This window comes from Actinosynnema sp. NPDC059335, from assembly GCF_042752395.1.
GTDB lineage: Bacteria > Actinomycetota > Actinomycetes > Mycobacteriales > Pseudonocardiaceae > Actinosynnema.
Genome location: NZ_JBHYXZ010000058.1, coordinates 11995 through 25329, shown reverse-complemented (window position 1 = coordinate 25329; position 13335 = coordinate 11995). Strand labels below are relative to the sequence as shown.

The 13335-nt window shown below is 75.0% G+C and carries 15 protein-coding genes; 8 read left to right on the top strand and 7 right to left on the bottom strand.

Annotation, left to right across the window (positions count from 1 at the left end; all coding sequences use genetic code 11):
• The first annotated feature begins 75 nt into the window (after positions 1–75).
• Both ACFXGA_RS19600 and ACFXGA_RS19595 read left to right on the top strand, forming a co-directional pair.
• Positions 76–561 (top strand): hypothetical protein, encoded by a 486-nt coding sequence (locus ACFXGA_RS19600; protein ID WP_378089786.1) that lies wholly within the window; start codon positions 76–78, stop codon positions 559–561.
• A 285-nt stretch (positions 562–846) separates the two neighbouring features.
• Complete coding sequence (locus ACFXGA_RS19595; protein ID WP_378089784.1) at positions 847–2229, top strand: protein kinase; 1383 nt, start codon at positions 847–849, stop codon at positions 2227–2229.
• A 193-nt stretch (positions 2230–2422) separates the two neighbouring features.
• Here the strand turns inward: ACFXGA_RS19595 and ACFXGA_RS19590 are convergent, their stop codons facing one another.
• The 6 genes from ACFXGA_RS19590 to ACFXGA_RS19565 all read right to left on the bottom strand — a co-directional run bounded on the left by ACFXGA_RS19590 (position 2423) and on the right by ACFXGA_RS19565 (position 7436).
• Entirely contained in the window at positions 2423–3379 is a 957-nt protein-coding gene (locus ACFXGA_RS19590; RefSeq protein ID WP_378089782.1) for an LLM class F420-dependent oxidoreductase, read from the bottom strand.
• A gap of 8 nt (positions 3380–3387) precedes the next feature.
• Entirely contained in the window at positions 3388–4035 is a 648-nt protein-coding gene (locus tag ACFXGA_RS19585; RefSeq protein ID WP_378089780.1) for an HAD family hydrolase, read from the bottom strand.
• A 734-nt stretch (positions 4036–4769) separates the two neighbouring features.
• Complete coding sequence (locus tag ACFXGA_RS19580; protein WP_378089779.1) at positions 4770–5504, bottom strand: alpha/beta fold hydrolase; 735 nt, start codon at positions 5502–5504, stop codon at positions 4770–4772.
• Positions 5505–5581: 77 nt separating this feature from the next.
• Positions 5582–6502 carry an anti-sigma factor RsbA family regulatory protein gene (locus ACFXGA_RS19575; RefSeq protein WP_378089777.1) on the bottom strand — a complete coding sequence of 307 codons (921 nt, stop codon included), beginning with the start codon at positions 6500–6502 and terminating at the stop codon, positions 5582–5584.
• Positions 6503–6568: 66 nt separating this feature from the next.
• Positions 6569–7054 carry a GNAT family N-acetyltransferase gene (locus ACFXGA_RS19570; RefSeq protein WP_378089775.1) on the bottom strand — a complete coding sequence of 162 codons (486 nt, stop codon included), beginning with the start codon at positions 7052–7054 and terminating at the stop codon, positions 6569–6571.
• Between the two features lie 10 nt (positions 7055–7064).
• Positions 7065–7436, bottom strand: coding sequence for a hypothetical protein (locus ACFXGA_RS19565; protein ID WP_378089773.1), 372 nt, complete (start codon positions 7434–7436; stop codon positions 7065–7067).
• Positions 7437–7485: 49 nt separating this feature from the next.
• Here ACFXGA_RS19565 and ACFXGA_RS19560 point away from each other — a divergent pair, with 49 nt between their 5' ends.
• Positions 7486–7650, top strand: coding sequence for a hypothetical protein (locus ACFXGA_RS19560; protein WP_378089771.1), 165 nt, complete (start codon positions 7486–7488; stop codon positions 7648–7650).
• Positions 7651–7852: 202 nt separating this feature from the next.
• On the opposite strand, the gene ACFXGA_RS19555 is transcribed toward ACFXGA_RS19560, so the two are convergent.
• The gene (locus ACFXGA_RS19555; protein ID WP_378089770.1) at positions 7853–8647 is read right to left on the bottom strand and encodes an SDR family NAD(P)-dependent oxidoreductase; all 795 of its coding nucleotides are present in this window, start codon (positions 8645–8647) and stop codon (positions 7853–7855) included.
• Between the two features lie 100 nt (positions 8648–8747).
• On the opposite strand from ACFXGA_RS19555, the gene ACFXGA_RS19550 reads away from it, so the two are divergent.
• From ACFXGA_RS19550 to ACFXGA_RS19530, 5 genes are all read left to right on the top strand, one after another.
• Positions 8748–9677 carry a Ppx/GppA phosphatase family protein gene (locus ACFXGA_RS19550; protein WP_378089768.1) on the top strand — a complete coding sequence of 310 codons (930 nt, stop codon included), beginning with the start codon at positions 8748–8750 and terminating at the stop codon, positions 9675–9677.
• Complete coding sequence (locus ACFXGA_RS19545) at positions 9674–10369, top strand: STAS domain-containing protein (protein WP_378089766.1); 696 nt, start codon at positions 9674–9676, stop codon at positions 10367–10369. The genes ACFXGA_RS19550 and ACFXGA_RS19545 overlap by 4 nt, the downstream gene beginning before the upstream one ends.
• A 47-nt stretch (positions 10370–10416) precedes the next feature.
• The gene (locus tag ACFXGA_RS19540) at positions 10417–10857 is read left to right on the top strand and encodes a DUF4383 domain-containing protein (protein ID WP_378089764.1); all 441 of its coding nucleotides are present in this window, start codon (positions 10417–10419) and stop codon (positions 10855–10857) included.
• Positions 10841–11479 carry a hypothetical protein gene (locus tag ACFXGA_RS19535; protein ID WP_378089762.1) on the top strand — a complete coding sequence of 213 codons (639 nt, stop codon included), beginning with the start codon at positions 10841–10843 and terminating at the stop codon, positions 11477–11479. Before ACFXGA_RS19540 ends, ACFXGA_RS19535 begins: the two co-directional genes overlap by 17 nt.
• Positions 11480–11720: 241 nt before the next feature.
• The gene (locus ACFXGA_RS19530; RefSeq protein ID WP_378089760.1) at positions 11721–13217 is read left to right on the top strand and encodes a S8 family serine peptidase; all 1497 of its coding nucleotides are present in this window, start codon (positions 11721–11723) and stop codon (positions 13215–13217) included.
• Positions 13218–13335 lie beyond the last annotated feature (118 nt).

Below are 13335 nucleotides of genomic sequence, written 5' to 3'. Positions count from 1 at the left end.
CGCCGGCGTCCCCCCCCCCCGAGCGCCCCCCCCCACAGCTCCCCGGCGGCGTCCGCCCCCCACGAAGGGAAACCGATGAGGGGCTTGAGGTTCCTGGCGCACGCGGCCGGTGTCGTCACCGTCACCGCGGCCCTGCTCACCGCCGTGTTCACCGGTCCCGCGAACGCTTGCAGCTGCCTGCCCAGCACCGAGGGCCAGCGCTTCCAGCAGGCGACCTACGTCTTCGACGGGCTCGTGCTGAGCGAGACCCTGGAGCCCGGCGACCCGTCCGTGACCTACGACGACAAGTACCGGTACGCCGTCTCGGTCGGCCGGATCTACAAGGCCACCCTGCCCGCGCAGGTCGACGTCATCACGTCCACCAGCGGCGCGATGTGCGGCATCAGGCTCCAGCCCGGTGTCGCGTACGTCGTGTTCGCGCACGGCGACGCGTCCGACGGACGGGTGGAGTCGCACTGGTGCAGTGGCACCCGGCCCGCCTCGGCCGGCCCGCCGGTGACCACGGTGCCCACGACGACGACCACCCCGCCCACGACGACCTGCGCGACCGCCGCGCCCTGACGCGCCGGCCGCACGTGCCGGACGACGGGACGCCGGAGACTCCCCCGTAAGGGTGATCTTCGGTGTTCCGTCGTTCGGCCTAGTCCCGTTGGGGCAATCGGCTCGTAGGCTTCCTCCAGGGGGTTTGCACGGCATCTTCGGGAAGCCGAAGAAGTTGCCGGTTTATGGCGGGAGTGTTTCGGGTACGCGGCCGCGACCCGGCAATCCGGGTGGAGGGCCGTGCCGCGCGGCCGGTAACTTCCGGCGTCCGGGCCGACGTCGTCGACACAGCGGAGGTTCGACCGGATGTGGGACGGTGAGCTGACGGGCGAGCTGGTCGACGAGAGGTACGCGCTCGGCGACCTGTACGGCACGGGCGGCATGGCCGAGGTGTACCGGGCGGTGGACACCAGGCTGGACCGCAAGGTCGCGATCAAGTTCTTCCAGGGCGGGGACTCCGGCGAGGACCGGATCCGGCTCGACCGCGAGGCCCGGGTGCTGGGCGGCCTGCGCTGCCCCGGCCTGGTCGAGGTGTACGGCACCGGCACGTTCCGCGGCCGCCCGTACTTCGTGATGCAGGCGGTCGAGGGCGGCACGCTGCGCCGCCGGATGCGGGGCGCGATGTCGCCCGAGGTGGTCGCCTCGGTCGGGGCGCAGATCGCCGAGGTGCTGGCGCACGTGCACGCCAACGACGTGGTGCACCGGGACGTGAAGCCCTCGAACATCCTGCTCGACACCGCCGGGCGGCGGGCCTACCTCGCCGACTTCGGGCTGGCGCTGCAGGGCCAGGTCACCCGGGTGACGCGGTCGGGCGTCCTGGTCGGCACGGCCGGTTACCTCGCGCCCGAGCAGGTGCGCGGCGGTGACGTGCAGCCGTCCGTCGACGTCTACGCGCTGGGCCTGGTGCTGCTGGAGTGCCTGACCGGGCGGCCCGAGTACCCGGGAGGCGACACGGAGGCGGCGTTGGCGCGCCTGCACCGCGCGCCTCGGGTGCCCGCCACCCTGCCCGCGCCGTGGGTCGAGGTGCTGACCGCGATGACCGCGACCGACCCGGCCGCGCGGCCGTCGGCGGCGGAGTCGGCGGAGCTGCTCGCGCAGGCGCGGCGGGCCAGCGCCGGCCTGCCGCCGTTGGCGGAGGCGGCGGAGGCGGTGGCGGCGTCCGGGGCGGCGGACCGCGACGCCGTGGCCGCCGGGTCGGAGGAGCCGGGCAACCGGGCGATGCTGGTCGGCGCGGGCGCCGCCGCGGTGGTGTTGACGCTGATCGGGTTCCTGGTGTTCGGCGACCGGACCGCGACGGAGCCCGGCGAGCGGGCGGGCCGGTCGGCGACGAGCACGGCGGCCGCGCCGGACGGCCCGGCCGATCCGGCCGACCCCGTGGCCGAGCAGGCGTCGCGCACGGGCGTGGTGCTGCCCGGCCAGCCGCCGGCGTCGACGGTGACCGTGGTCGAGGGCGCGCCGGCGCAGCAGCCGCAGCAGCCGCAGGCCGGCCCGACCGGCGGCACGTCCCACGGCACGACCGAGGCCCGTCCGGTGGAAGGCTTCCCGACCACGGTGGTGACGGAGCCGCCACCCGGCACGCCGGTGCGCCAGCCGCCGACGACGCCCGTGGTGGTGATCCCGGATCCCGGTCCGCCGACGAACATCGGCCCGCCCACGGGAAAACGCGGCACCCCGACGCGCCAGGGCTGAGCTTTCGCCACGGTGAAGGGCCGGCCGGGGCCGAGCGCCCCGTCGTGGTTGAGGGCGGATGAGGGCTGTGCGACTTGTCGTGGGCCGGGGCCGGGTGTCCTGTCGTGTCCGAGGGCGGCCGAGTGGGGTGGCCGGCCGGGGTCGGTTGACGTGAGCGGTCCGGCCGGGGAGCGGGCCCGGCCGGACGGTGGCCTCAGCGCAGCGCGGGCAGCAGCTCGCCCTTCGCGAAGTCCAGGAACTCCTGCTGGTGGTCGCCGCCGATCTGCACCAGCGCCAGGTCGGTGAACCCGGCCTCGCGGAACTTCGCCACCGCCTCCACGACCGGGCCGACGTCCGGGCCGCACGGGATCTGGGCGGCCACGTCCTCCGGGCGCACGAACTGCGTCGCGCCGGCGAAACCGGCCGTGCCGGGCAGCTCCGAGTTGACCTTCCACCCGCCCGCGAACCACCGGAACTGCTCGTGCGCCCGTTCGACCGCCGCGTCCCGGTCGGGGGCCCAGCAGATCGGCAGCTGGCCGATCTTGCGCGACGTCCCGCCCTGGAAGACGTCCCACTCCTGGCTCAGCGACGCGTCCGGCTCGGTCGCCACCATCGCGTCGGCCAGGGGCGCGAACGTGCGCACCGACTGCGCGCCGGACACCGCGACCGCGATCGGCACCCGCTGCTCGGGCAGGTCCCACAGCTTCGCCGAGTCCACCCGGAAGTGCTGGCCGGAGTAGTTGACGTACCCGCCGTCGAACAACTGCGAGATGATCTCCACGGCCTCGCGGAGCAGCTCGTGCCGCACGTTCACCGGCGGCCACCCGCGGCCGACCACGTGCTCGTTCAGGTTCTCGCCCGCGCCGATGCCCAACGTGAACCGGTTCCCGGACAGCAGTTGCACGGTCGCGGCCTTCTGCGCCACCACCGCCGGGTGGTACCGCACGGTCGGGCACGTCACGTAGGTCATCAGCTCGACGCGCTCGGTCGCCTGCGTGACCGCGCCGAGCACGCTCCACGCGTACGGCGCGTGCCCCTGCTCGTCCAGCCAGGGCGAGTAGTGGTCGCTCATGACCTCGAAGTCGAACCCGGCCTGCTCGGCCAGGCCGGCGTGCCGCACCAGCTCGCGCGGGCCGGCCTGCTCGGTCATCAGGGTGTAGCCGATCCGCACGCTTCCTCCTAGGCCATGGGCAGGTCGGTCAGGTCCGCCCGCAACTGGTCGAGCTCCTCGTAGACTGCCGACGCGCCGGCGTCCCGCAACTCGGCTTCGCCGAAACCACCCGTGCGAAGGCACACCACGGGCAGCCCGGCCCGCCGCGCGGCCTCGCAGTCCCAGACCGAGTCGCCGATCACCGCCGCCCGGCCGCTGCCGTCCACGTGCCGCAGCGCCGCCTCGACCAGGTCCGGCGCGGGTTTGCTCTCCTCCACGTCGTCCGAGGAGGTGGACGGCACGCCGGAGGCGTCGATCAGCTTGAGGTAGTGGTCGACGTGGTGGCGCTTGCCCGAACTGGCCAGCACCACGGCGAAGTCCGCCTCCAGGGCCGCCGCGACCAGGCGGTGCGCGCCCTCCAGCGGCCGGATCTCGGACAGCATCGGCTCGAACGCCGCCTCCCACGCCTTGCGCAGGTCGTCACCGCGTTCGCGCTCCACGTGCTCGCCGGCGACGGCGGCCACGAGCTTGTCGCCACCCATCCCGATGGCCCGGTGCAGCCGCCAGGTCGGCACGGTGATGTCGAAGCGGCGGAACGCGCGGAACCAGGCGACGGCGTGGTGGTAGTTGGTGTCCACCAGCGTCCCGTCGACGTCCAGGACGAGAGTGTTGGTCATGCGGCCTGGTTAGCCGCGCCGGCCGGACCGCAAACCGGCGGACCCGCCCGAACCGGCGGCTCGGGCGGGTCGGGGACGTGCGTGGTCGGCCGGTTCGCTCCGGTCGGGCACGGCTCGGCGGCGCGATCGTCGCGGCGGGGCAGGTGGGGTCGGCCCGGCCCGGCTCGGCCTGGCCTGGCCCGGCTCGGCCTGGCCTGGCCCGGCTCGGCCTGGCCTGGCCTGGCCCGGCTCGGCCTGGCCTGGCCCGGCTCGGCCTGGCCTGGCCCGGCTCGGCTCGGCCTGGCCCGGCTCGGCCTGGCCTGGCTCGGCTCGGCTCGGCCTGGCCTGGCTCGGCTCGGCCTGGCCTGGCTCGGCTCGGCCTGGCCTGGCTCGGCTCGGCCTGGCCTGGCTCGGCTCGGCTCGGCTCGGCTTGGCCCGGCCCGGCCCGGCCCGGCCCGGCCCGGCTTGGCTCGGCTTGGCCCGGCCCGGCCCGGCCCGGCTCGGCTCGGCTCGGCCTGGCTTGGCCCGGCTTGGCTTGGCCCGGCTCGGCTTGGCTTGGTCCGGCCCGGCTCGGCTTGGCTCGGCGCGCCCGGCGCGGTCGGCTTGGCCCGCGCCGGCCCGGCCGGCTTGGCTCGGCGCGGCTCGGTCGGGCTCGACCCGGCACTGGTCGGCGCGTCCGGCCGGGTTGGCCGGCATGGCCGGCGCGGCTCGGTCCCGTCCGGCGCGATCGGGCGTGCGCGGTGCCGTGCGGGCGGTCAGTTGCGGACCGAGTCCAGGAAGTCCTCGACCAGGCCGGCCCACTCGGCCGGGGCCTCGACCGCGGGGGAGTGGCCGCAGTCCAGCTCCGCCCACCGCGCGCCCGGGATCAGGTCGGCCAGCTCGCGGGTCGTGCCGGGCGTGATGAGCCGGTCGTGCTTGGCCCCGATCACCAGCGTCGGCACGGTCACCGACGACAGCTCCTCCCGCAGGTCGATCCGCCGCACCAGGTCGACCTGCTCCGGGGAGCCGGGCGGGACGGTGAGCGAGATCAGCTCCAGGAACCCGTCGGTCTGCTCGGCGGTCAACCGGCGCAGGAACGGCTCGCCCAACGCGGTCGTCAGCAGGTAGCGGGCCAGTTCGGCGCGGTCGCCGTCCAGCAGCAGCCGCCAGCGCCGCATCCGCTCGTCGGTTCCGTCGTCGATCCGCGCGAACCCGGCGGTCAGCACCAGGGCCGTCACCCGCTCCGGGTGCCGTTGCGCCGCGCGCACCGCGACCGCGCACCCCATCGAGTAGCCGACGACCGCGAACCGCTCCTCGCCGTCGGCGGCGGCCACCAGCCGGTCGGCCAGGTCGTCCAGGTCCAGGGCCGTGCCCGCGCGCGGGGTGGTCCCGGAGCCCGGGAAGTCCACCGCGTGCACCTTGCGCTTGCGCGACAGCCGCGGGATGAGCGGGCTGAAGTTCGCGCGGACCGTGCCACCGGCCCCGTGGGCGAGCAGAAGTGCGGGAGTCACGAAGCCGATTCTGCCGGTAGCCGCCGCCGCGCCGGTGGAGATCCCGAACACGGCTCACGTCGCTTCGGTGCGCCCCGTCAGCCGACGTACACGCGGATGGCCGTGCCGTCCTCGCCGGTGTGCACGCGGACGAGGTCGCACAGCAGGTTCACCAGCATCACGCCGTACCCGCCGCCCGGGCTCACGCCGGGGTTCCGCCTGCCGACCATGGGGCTCGGGATCCGGCCCGCGTCGCGCACCTCGCACACCACCGAGCCGGCCTCGCGCCACAGCAGCAGCGTGCCCGCGCCGCCCGCGTGCACCACGCTGTTGGTGGTCAGCTCGTTGACCGCGAGCACCAGGTCCTCCACCTGGTCGGCGGTCAGGCCGACGTCGGCGGCGAACCGGGCGACCAGTCGCCGCACGGCGGCCAGCGCGTCGAGGTCGAACCGGCGGGTCAGGGCGTCCGGCGGCGGCGCGGGCAGCGGGCGGTTGAACTCCTCGGCGACCAGGAACGGCTCGCGGTAGTCGACGCTGGGCCTGCGCCGCGTGCCCTCGACCACGACCGGGTGCGTGGTCTCGGCGTCGCGCAGCGCGGCGGGCGTGAGGTTCGCCGTGTCGTAGGGGCACAGGATCCAGGCGGGCCGGTCCTCGAACGCGGTGTTGACCAGCGCCTCGTGCTGCACGCACGCCGGGTACTCGAGTTCGGTGCGCTCCGGCCAGATCGGCTCGCCGACGATCCGCACCCGGCCGTTGGCGGCGGCGTTGTTGTCGGTGAACGCGGTCAGCACACCGGGGATGATGCGGCCCGGGTTGCGCCCGGCGCGCCGGATGTCCAGGAACTCGACGTGCTCGGCCTGCCCGCCCAACGCCCGCCGCAGCAGGTCGATGCCGCGCTGCGGCACCGCGACCAACACCGGTTCACCGGCGGCGAGGCCGTCCCGCACGAACGGCAGCGTTCCCGCGAGGTACTGCTCGTCGTCGCGGTAGAGCAGTGCCTCGTGCACGAAATCGACCACCTTGATGAACCTCCGGACGGGTGTGCTGGAGGAGGTCTACCCGTTCAGTATCGCTCGCGAACGGCGTCACGGCGTCGGCCGGCGCAGGCACACGCGGCCGGCCGGGTCCAGCCCCCGCGCGGCCTCGGCCGCCACGACGGCCGCGAGCCCCGGCGACGGCTCCGCCACCTCGTCGAACCCGAGCCGCCGGTAGTACGGGGCGTTCCACGGCACGTCGCGGAACGTGGTGAGGGTCAGCGCGGTCAGCCCCCGTGCCGCGGCCCAGTGCCCGACGTGGTCGAGCAGCGCCGCCCCGATGCCGCGCCGGGCGTGGTCGGGGTGCACGCTGATCTGCTCCACGTGCGCCGCGCCGTCCAGCTCCCGCACCGCCGCCCAGGCGACCGGGTGCGGGTCGGCGGCGACCCAGACGTGCAGGCGGCGCAGCGCGTCCAGCGGCATCGGGTCGTCGTCGGCGATCTCCGGCATGCCGATGTCGCGGAACGGCTCGCCGGACGCGCGCTCGATCGGGGGCAGCAGCGGCAGGTCGTCGGGGCGCGCGGTGCGGATCTCCACCCGGGCATGATCAGCCGGCGGCGAGGTCGCGTTCAACCTCGTTCGCCAGGGCTTCGAGCATCCGCGCGGGCAGCTGGTCGTCCGCGCAGTCGTCCACCCGCAGCTCGGCGACGCTGCCGGCCGCGCCCGCCAACGAGACCCGCAGCTCGCCGCGGCACCCGTGCCCGGCCAGCGGGGTCCAGGTCAGCAGCAGCAGGTCGTAGTCGGCGGCGAGGGCGACCTGGAGCGGTTCGTCGTGCTTGCGCAGGATCAGCACGTCGTCCGAGCGGCCCACGACCTCGTACGGGTCGGGCAGCCAGGACGCCAGCCGGGCCGGGTCGGCCGCGGCGGCGAACACGAGGTCGGGCAGGGCGGGGACGTCTCGTCTCGCGTGGATGGTCACGTCGGTGGTTACCCCGTTCGAGCAGGCGCACACGGGGTAACCAGCCGCCATGACGGCAGCAGAGCAGCCCGCGGGCGACCAGGCCGAGCCGGTCGACCCGGACGAGATCGCCGAAGAGGCCCCGATCGACCCCACGCCGCAGGAGGTCGACGAGTACCGCACGCTGATCGGGGACGAGGTGCCCGAACCGGACGACGACAGCCCCGCGCTCTGACCCGGCACCCGCGGCCGGAGGGCCGATCCGATCCGCGGCGGCAGGGGCGGGCGGGGGTTACGGGTCCGTGGTGCGGTCGGCGGGGCGGCAGGTCCGGCGCGGGAGCGGGGCCGCGAGGTTCGGCCGGCGGCTGCGAGGTCTGGTCGGCCTGCCGGGGTCGCGTGGTGTGGTCGGCGGGCGGCCGTCGTGCGCCGGGGCTCGGCTACTTGCCGGAGCCCGGTTCGGTCATCCCGCGCATCGCCCGCGCCTTGACGGGGTCGGGCACGACCCGGCCCGCGACCGCCTGCGCCTTGTTCCGCAGCCCGGTCACCACGTGGTCGTCCCCGGCCATCAGCGCCCGGAACCCCGCCCGCGCCACGTCGGCCGGGTCGTCCTTCGGGCCCGTCGCCACCTTCGTGTCGGTCATCCCCGCCCGGCGGAAGAAGTCGGTGTCGGTCGGGCCCGGCATCAGCGCCGTCACGGTCACCCCGCTGTCGCGCAGCTCCTCCCGCAACGCCTGCGAGAACGACGCCAGGAACGCCTTCGACGCCGCGTACACCGAGTGGAACGGGCCGGGTGCGGTCGCCGCCACCGACGACGTGAACAGCACGCGCCCCGCGCCGCGTTCCACCATCGCGGGCAGCAGGCGCTTCGCCAGGTGCACGGCCGAGGAGATGTTGAGGTCCACCACCCGCAGGTGTGACCGCAGGTCGCTGTCGTCCACGAAGTCGCCGCCGATCCCGATGCCCGCGTTGACCGCCAGCGCGTCCACCGGCCGCCCGGTCGCCTCGACCACCGCGACCAGGTCCTCGTTGCCGTCGAAGGTGGCCAGGTCGGCCCGCACCGGGTCGACCCGCGCGCCACCGGCGGCCAGCTCGCGCGCGACGTCGTGCACCGCGTCGTTCTCCGCGGCCACGACCAGGTCGAACCCGTGCTCGACGAACACCTTCGCGAGTTCGAGCCCGATCCCGCCGGACGCGCCGGTCACCACCGCCAGCGGCCTTTCCGAAGCAGTCATGCCCGTGAACTACCCGGAGCCGGCTCACCCAATCCGGTTTCACCCGATCCCCGGCCGGGCATCCCTGCCGGTACCTCAGGTTCGCGGATGGTGGTGACGTATGTCCGGAAGACCGGGTCCGGTCGGTGTGCTCGACGTCGGCTGCTTCAGCGCCCACCTCGTCGTCGTGGCCGACTCGCCGCTGCACCCGGTGCTCTCGCACAAGACGCGCCTGCGGCTCGACAAAGCCCTCGACCGGGACAACCGGCTGGGCCCGGAAGGCGTCGAACAAGTCGTGCACGCCGTCCGCACCGCACGCCGGGTCGCCGACCGCGCCGGCGTGCCCACGATCGTCCCGTTCGCCACGTCCGTGATCCGCGACGCGGTCAACGCCGACCAGGTCATCGCCGAGGTCGCCCGCCGCGCGGGCACGCGGCTGCGCGTGCTGCCCGGCCAGGAGGAGGCGCGGCTCGCCTACCGGGCCGCGCGGCACTGGTACGGCTGGCGGGCCGGTCCGCTGCTGGTGCTCGACGTCGGCGGCGGCACGGTCGAGTTGGCGGCGGGCGCGGACCTGGAGCCGTCGTTCGCGCGGTCGTTCCCGTTCGGCGCGCGCACCATGACCCGACGGCTCGCGCTGGACCGGTCCGGGGCGACCACCGTCGTGCACGACCGGGTGAAGACCGCGCTGAAGGGCGTGGCGGTGCGTGATCACCGGGCGGTCGGCTGCTCGAAGGTGTTCCAGCAGTTGGCGCGGTTGACCGGGGCGCGGCCCCAGCACGACGGGCCGTTCGCGCCGCGTTGGCTGCGCCTGGACGACCTGCGGGCCTGGATCCCCAAGCTGGCCAGGATGCCCGCGCCCCGCCGCGCCCGGCTGCCCGGCATCTCCCCGCACCGCGCGGAGCAGTCGCTGGCCGGCGCGCTGGTCGCGGAGGCGCTGATGGTCGCGACCGGGCACGACGAGGTGGACATCTGCCCGTGGTCCACGCGCGAGGGGTTGCTGCTGGGCCTGCTCGGGGCGGGCGACGACGACGAGTCATACCGGGTGGCGTGAAGGGGTCGGGGATGCTGGCGCTGTCGGTCGAGGCCCACCGGACGGGGTGCGCGGTGGTCGTGGCGACCGGGGAGTTGGACCTGGCGGGTGCGCGCCGGGTGTTGGACCGGATGGACCGCCTGGTGAGCGAGGGGCGCGACCGGATCGTGCTCGACATGTCCGGGGTGGCGTTCTGCGGCGCGCAGGCGATGAGCGCGCTGGTGCGGACCAGGGCGAGGGCGCAGCGGTCGGGCGGGTGGCTGCGGCTGGCCGCCGTGCCGCCGCACGTGCGGCGGGTGTTCGAGCGCACGGACCTGGACCGGCTGTTCCCCCGCTACCCGGACGTGGCGTCGGCGGCGACCGGGCGTGCGGTGCCCGGCGGTGTCGCGGGCGTCGTCGGCGAAGCGCGCGGTGCGGCGGCCGGCGGTGGCGCGCGGACGGCGGGCGTCGGCGGGCGGCGGGTGGTCTCGCGCGGCGGTGGTCGGGCGGTGTCGGGTGGCGACGGGCGGGCGGCCGGTGGCGACGGGCGGCCCGGCTCGCGGGACACCGCATCGGCTCCCGGTGGTGCGCGGTCGGGTTCGCGGGACGCTGCGTCGGCTCCCGGTGGTGCGCGGTCCGGTTCGCGGGACGTCGACGCCGATGCCGGAGGGGCGCGGTCCGTGGCGGAGGACACCTCGCCCGAGGGTGACGGCCGGGGTCGTTTCGAGCGGTGATCGCGGGGTAGCCGAGCGGGACCACCGTCACGGGCGAGGTGATCCGCATGAGTGCCACCACGCGTCTGCCGCACCCGGTCCGCGCGGCGGCCATGGGGGTCGCCGTGGTGTTCCTCGTGGTCGGCGTGCTCGGGTTCGTGCCGGGCATCACCGCCGACCTCGACCGCATCGCCTTCGCCGGTACCGGCTCGGGCGCGCACCTGCTCGGCGTGTTCCACGTGTCCGTCCTGCACAACCTGGTGCACCTGCTGTTCGGCGCGGTGGGCCTGGCGATGGCGCGCACGGCCTCGGGCGGCCGGGCGTTCCTGCTCGGCGGCGGCGCGGTGTACCTCGTGCTGTGGCTGTACGGGCTGGTGGTGGACAAGTCCGGCCCGGCGAACTTCGTGCCGGTCAACGACGCCGACGACTGGCTGCACCTGGGCCTCGGCCTCGGCATGGTCGCGCTGGCCCTGGCGCTCAAGGGGAACCCGAATGCCCGCAGTGCCTGATCTCGTCGAGCCCGCCTTCCGCGCGCTGGCGGGCGTGCGCGACGCCAAGGCGTTCCACCCGCGCGGCCGGTGGTTCGAGGGCGTGCTGACCACGACGTTCGACCCCGCCCTGCCGCTGCCGGTCGGCGCGACGGAGGTGTGCGGCCGGCTGTCCAAGGGCGTGGGCACGCCGGGCGGCCTGCCCGACGTGCTCGGGTTGGCGTTCCGGCTGCCGGGGCCGTGGGACGTGCTGCTGTCGACGTGCTTCGCCCGCGTGCTGCCCCGCCCCGCGCGCACGTGGACCAGCGCCCGGTACGGCAGCGTCACGCCGTTCCGCTGGCGGGGCCGGCTGGTGTGGCTCTCGGCCGTCCCCGACGCCCACGCCACCCCGTCGGCGGCGCTCGCCGACCTGCCGGGCGAACTCGGGTTCACGCTGGAGGTCGGCGGACCGTGGCGGCCGGTCGGCCGGCTCGTGGTCCGGCCGCTGGACGTCGACCGCGACCTGCCCGCGCTCGACCCGGTGCGGCACCGACCGGCCGGCCTGGAGCTGGCGCCGGCGGTGCTGGCCCGCGTCCGGGAGAGGGCCTATCGGGGTAGCCGACGCGGCCGTTCGCCCGTTCCGGTGACTGCCCCGGAAGCATGAACGCGCCCCGGCTCGGGTAGTCGAGGACCATGACGAGGCCGTCGAGGCACCGCGCGTTACCCCGTGCGCTCCGGGTCGTTCGGCGTTCCCCGTCACCGGAGGGTGGTTCCACGTGACCGCCTGTCTTCACGAACACCCCTGCTCGGCGGTCTAGTGGAACGGAGAACGACCGATGCGACACGAGCGCTCGACCCGGCGACGGGTCGTCACGGCCTGTCTCGCGGCGGCTTCGCTGTTGTCGGTGAGCGCCGGCCACGGCTCCGCCGTCGGGCGGCAACCCGAGGGCGAGGTGCTCGGCGCGGGCGGGCCGGGCACGGTGGAGGGCAGCTACATCGTCGCCCTGAAGGAGACCGCGGTGACCGTGGAGCAGACGGCCGCCACGGCGCAGGCGCTGGTCGACCGGTACGGCGGCGAGGTCAGGCTGACCTACACCGCCGCGCTGCGCGGCTTCTGGGCCGCCATGGACGCGCAGCAGGCGCGCCGGCTCGCCGCCGACCCGACGGTCGAGTACGTCGAGCAGGACGGGCTCGCGCACGCCACCGAGACCCAGGCGAACCCGACCTGGGGCCTGGACCGGATCGACCAGAAGAACCTGCCGCTGGACCAGAAGTACACCTACCAGGCCACCGGCGCGGGCGTCACCGCGTACGTGGTCGACACGGGCATCCAGAAGGAGCACCCCGACTTCGGCGGTCGCGCCGCGGACGGCCACGACTTCATCGACAACGACGAGGTGGCGCAGGACTGCCACGGCCACGGCACGCACGTGGCGGGCACGATCGGGTCCACCACCTACGGCGTGGCCAAGGGCGTGAAGCTGGTCGGCGTGCGGGTGCTCAACTGCCAGGGCTCGGGCCAGTGGTCGCAGATCGTCGGCGGCCTGGACTGGGTCGCCCAGCACGCGGCCAAGCCCGCCGTGGCCAACATGAGCCTCGGCGGCTCGGCCAACACGTCGGTCGACAACGCGGTGAAGAAGACCGTCCAGGCCGGGATCACGATCGCCGTGGCGTCGGGCAACGACGGCCGCGACGCGTGCACCACCTCGCCGGCCCGCACGCCGGAGGCGATCACGGTCAACGCGACCGACAACACCGACAACCGGGCGTCGTTCTCCAACTTCGGCCGGTGCACCGACCTGTTCGCGCCCGGCGCGAACATCACGTCCACCTGGAACAACGGCGGCACCCGCACGATCAGCGGCACGTCGATGGCGTCGCCGCACGTGGCGGGGGCGGCCGCGCTGTACCTGAGCGCGGCGACCACCGCCGCGCCCGCCGACGTGGCCAAGGCCCTGACCGACAACGCCACGCCGGAGGTGGTCAAGAAGGCGGGCGCGGAGTCTCCCAACAAGCTGCTGTTCACCGGGTTCATCGGCGGGGAGAAGCCGGCCTGCGCGGGTGGTTCGAGCACGGAGGACGTGGCGATCCCGGACGCGGGCGAGGCCGTGACGTCGGAGATCGTGGTGTCCGACTGCGACGGTCGCGGCACGGCGGCGACGTCGGTGAAGGTGGACATCATCCATCCGTACACGGCCGACCTGGCGATTGATCTGGTCGGTCCGAGCGGTGCCGTGTTCGCGTTGCGGGCGGCCGGTGGCGAGAACTCGGCGGACGGCGTCCACGAGACGTACAAGGTGGACACGTCCGCGGAGAACAAGAACGGCACGTGGAAGCTGCGCGTGAAGGACTCGTTCGCCTACGACACCGGGACCATCGACGCCTGGTCCATCACCTTCTGACCCCTCCGATCCCCGTCGAGCCCCGGCGGCGCGGCGCCCCCCCCGCCCCCCCGCGGGGCGAGCCCGCCCCCCCGGGGGGAACCCACACGAAACCCCACCCCGGCGGCCCCCGCGGCGC

Bases quoted from the DNA above. Each gene is read 5' to 3' on its own strand.
- ACFXGA_RS19600 (WP_378089786.1), top strand. From the start codon at position 76: ATGAGGGGCTTGAGGTTCCTGGCGCACGCGGCCGGTGTCGTCACCGTC.
- ACFXGA_RS19595 (WP_378089784.1), top strand. From the start codon at position 847: ATGTGGGACGGTGAGCTGACGGGCGAGCTGGTCGACGAGAGGTACGCG.
- ACFXGA_RS19585 (WP_378089780.1), bottom strand. From the start codon at position 4,035: ATGACCAACACTCTCGTCCTGGACGTCGACGGGACGCTGGTGGACACC.
- ACFXGA_RS19560 (WP_378089771.1), top strand. From the start codon at position 7,486: ATGACGGCAGCAGAGCAGCCCGCGGGCGACCAGGCCGAGCCGGTCGAC.
- ACFXGA_RS19555 (WP_378089770.1), bottom strand. From the start codon at position 8,647: ATGACTGCTTCGGAAAGGCCGCTGGCGGTGGTGACCGGCGCGTCCGGC.
- ACFXGA_RS19550 (WP_378089768.1), top strand. From the start codon at position 8,748: ATGTCCGGAAGACCGGGTCCGGTCGGTGTGCTCGACGTCGGCTGCTTC.
- ACFXGA_RS19540 (WP_378089764.1), top strand. From the start codon at position 10,417: ATGAGTGCCACCACGCGTCTGCCGCACCCGGTCCGCGCGGCGGCCATG.
- ACFXGA_RS19535 (WP_378089762.1), top strand. From the start codon at position 10,841: ATGCCCGCAGTGCCTGATCTCGTCGAGCCCGCCTTCCGCGCGCTGGCG.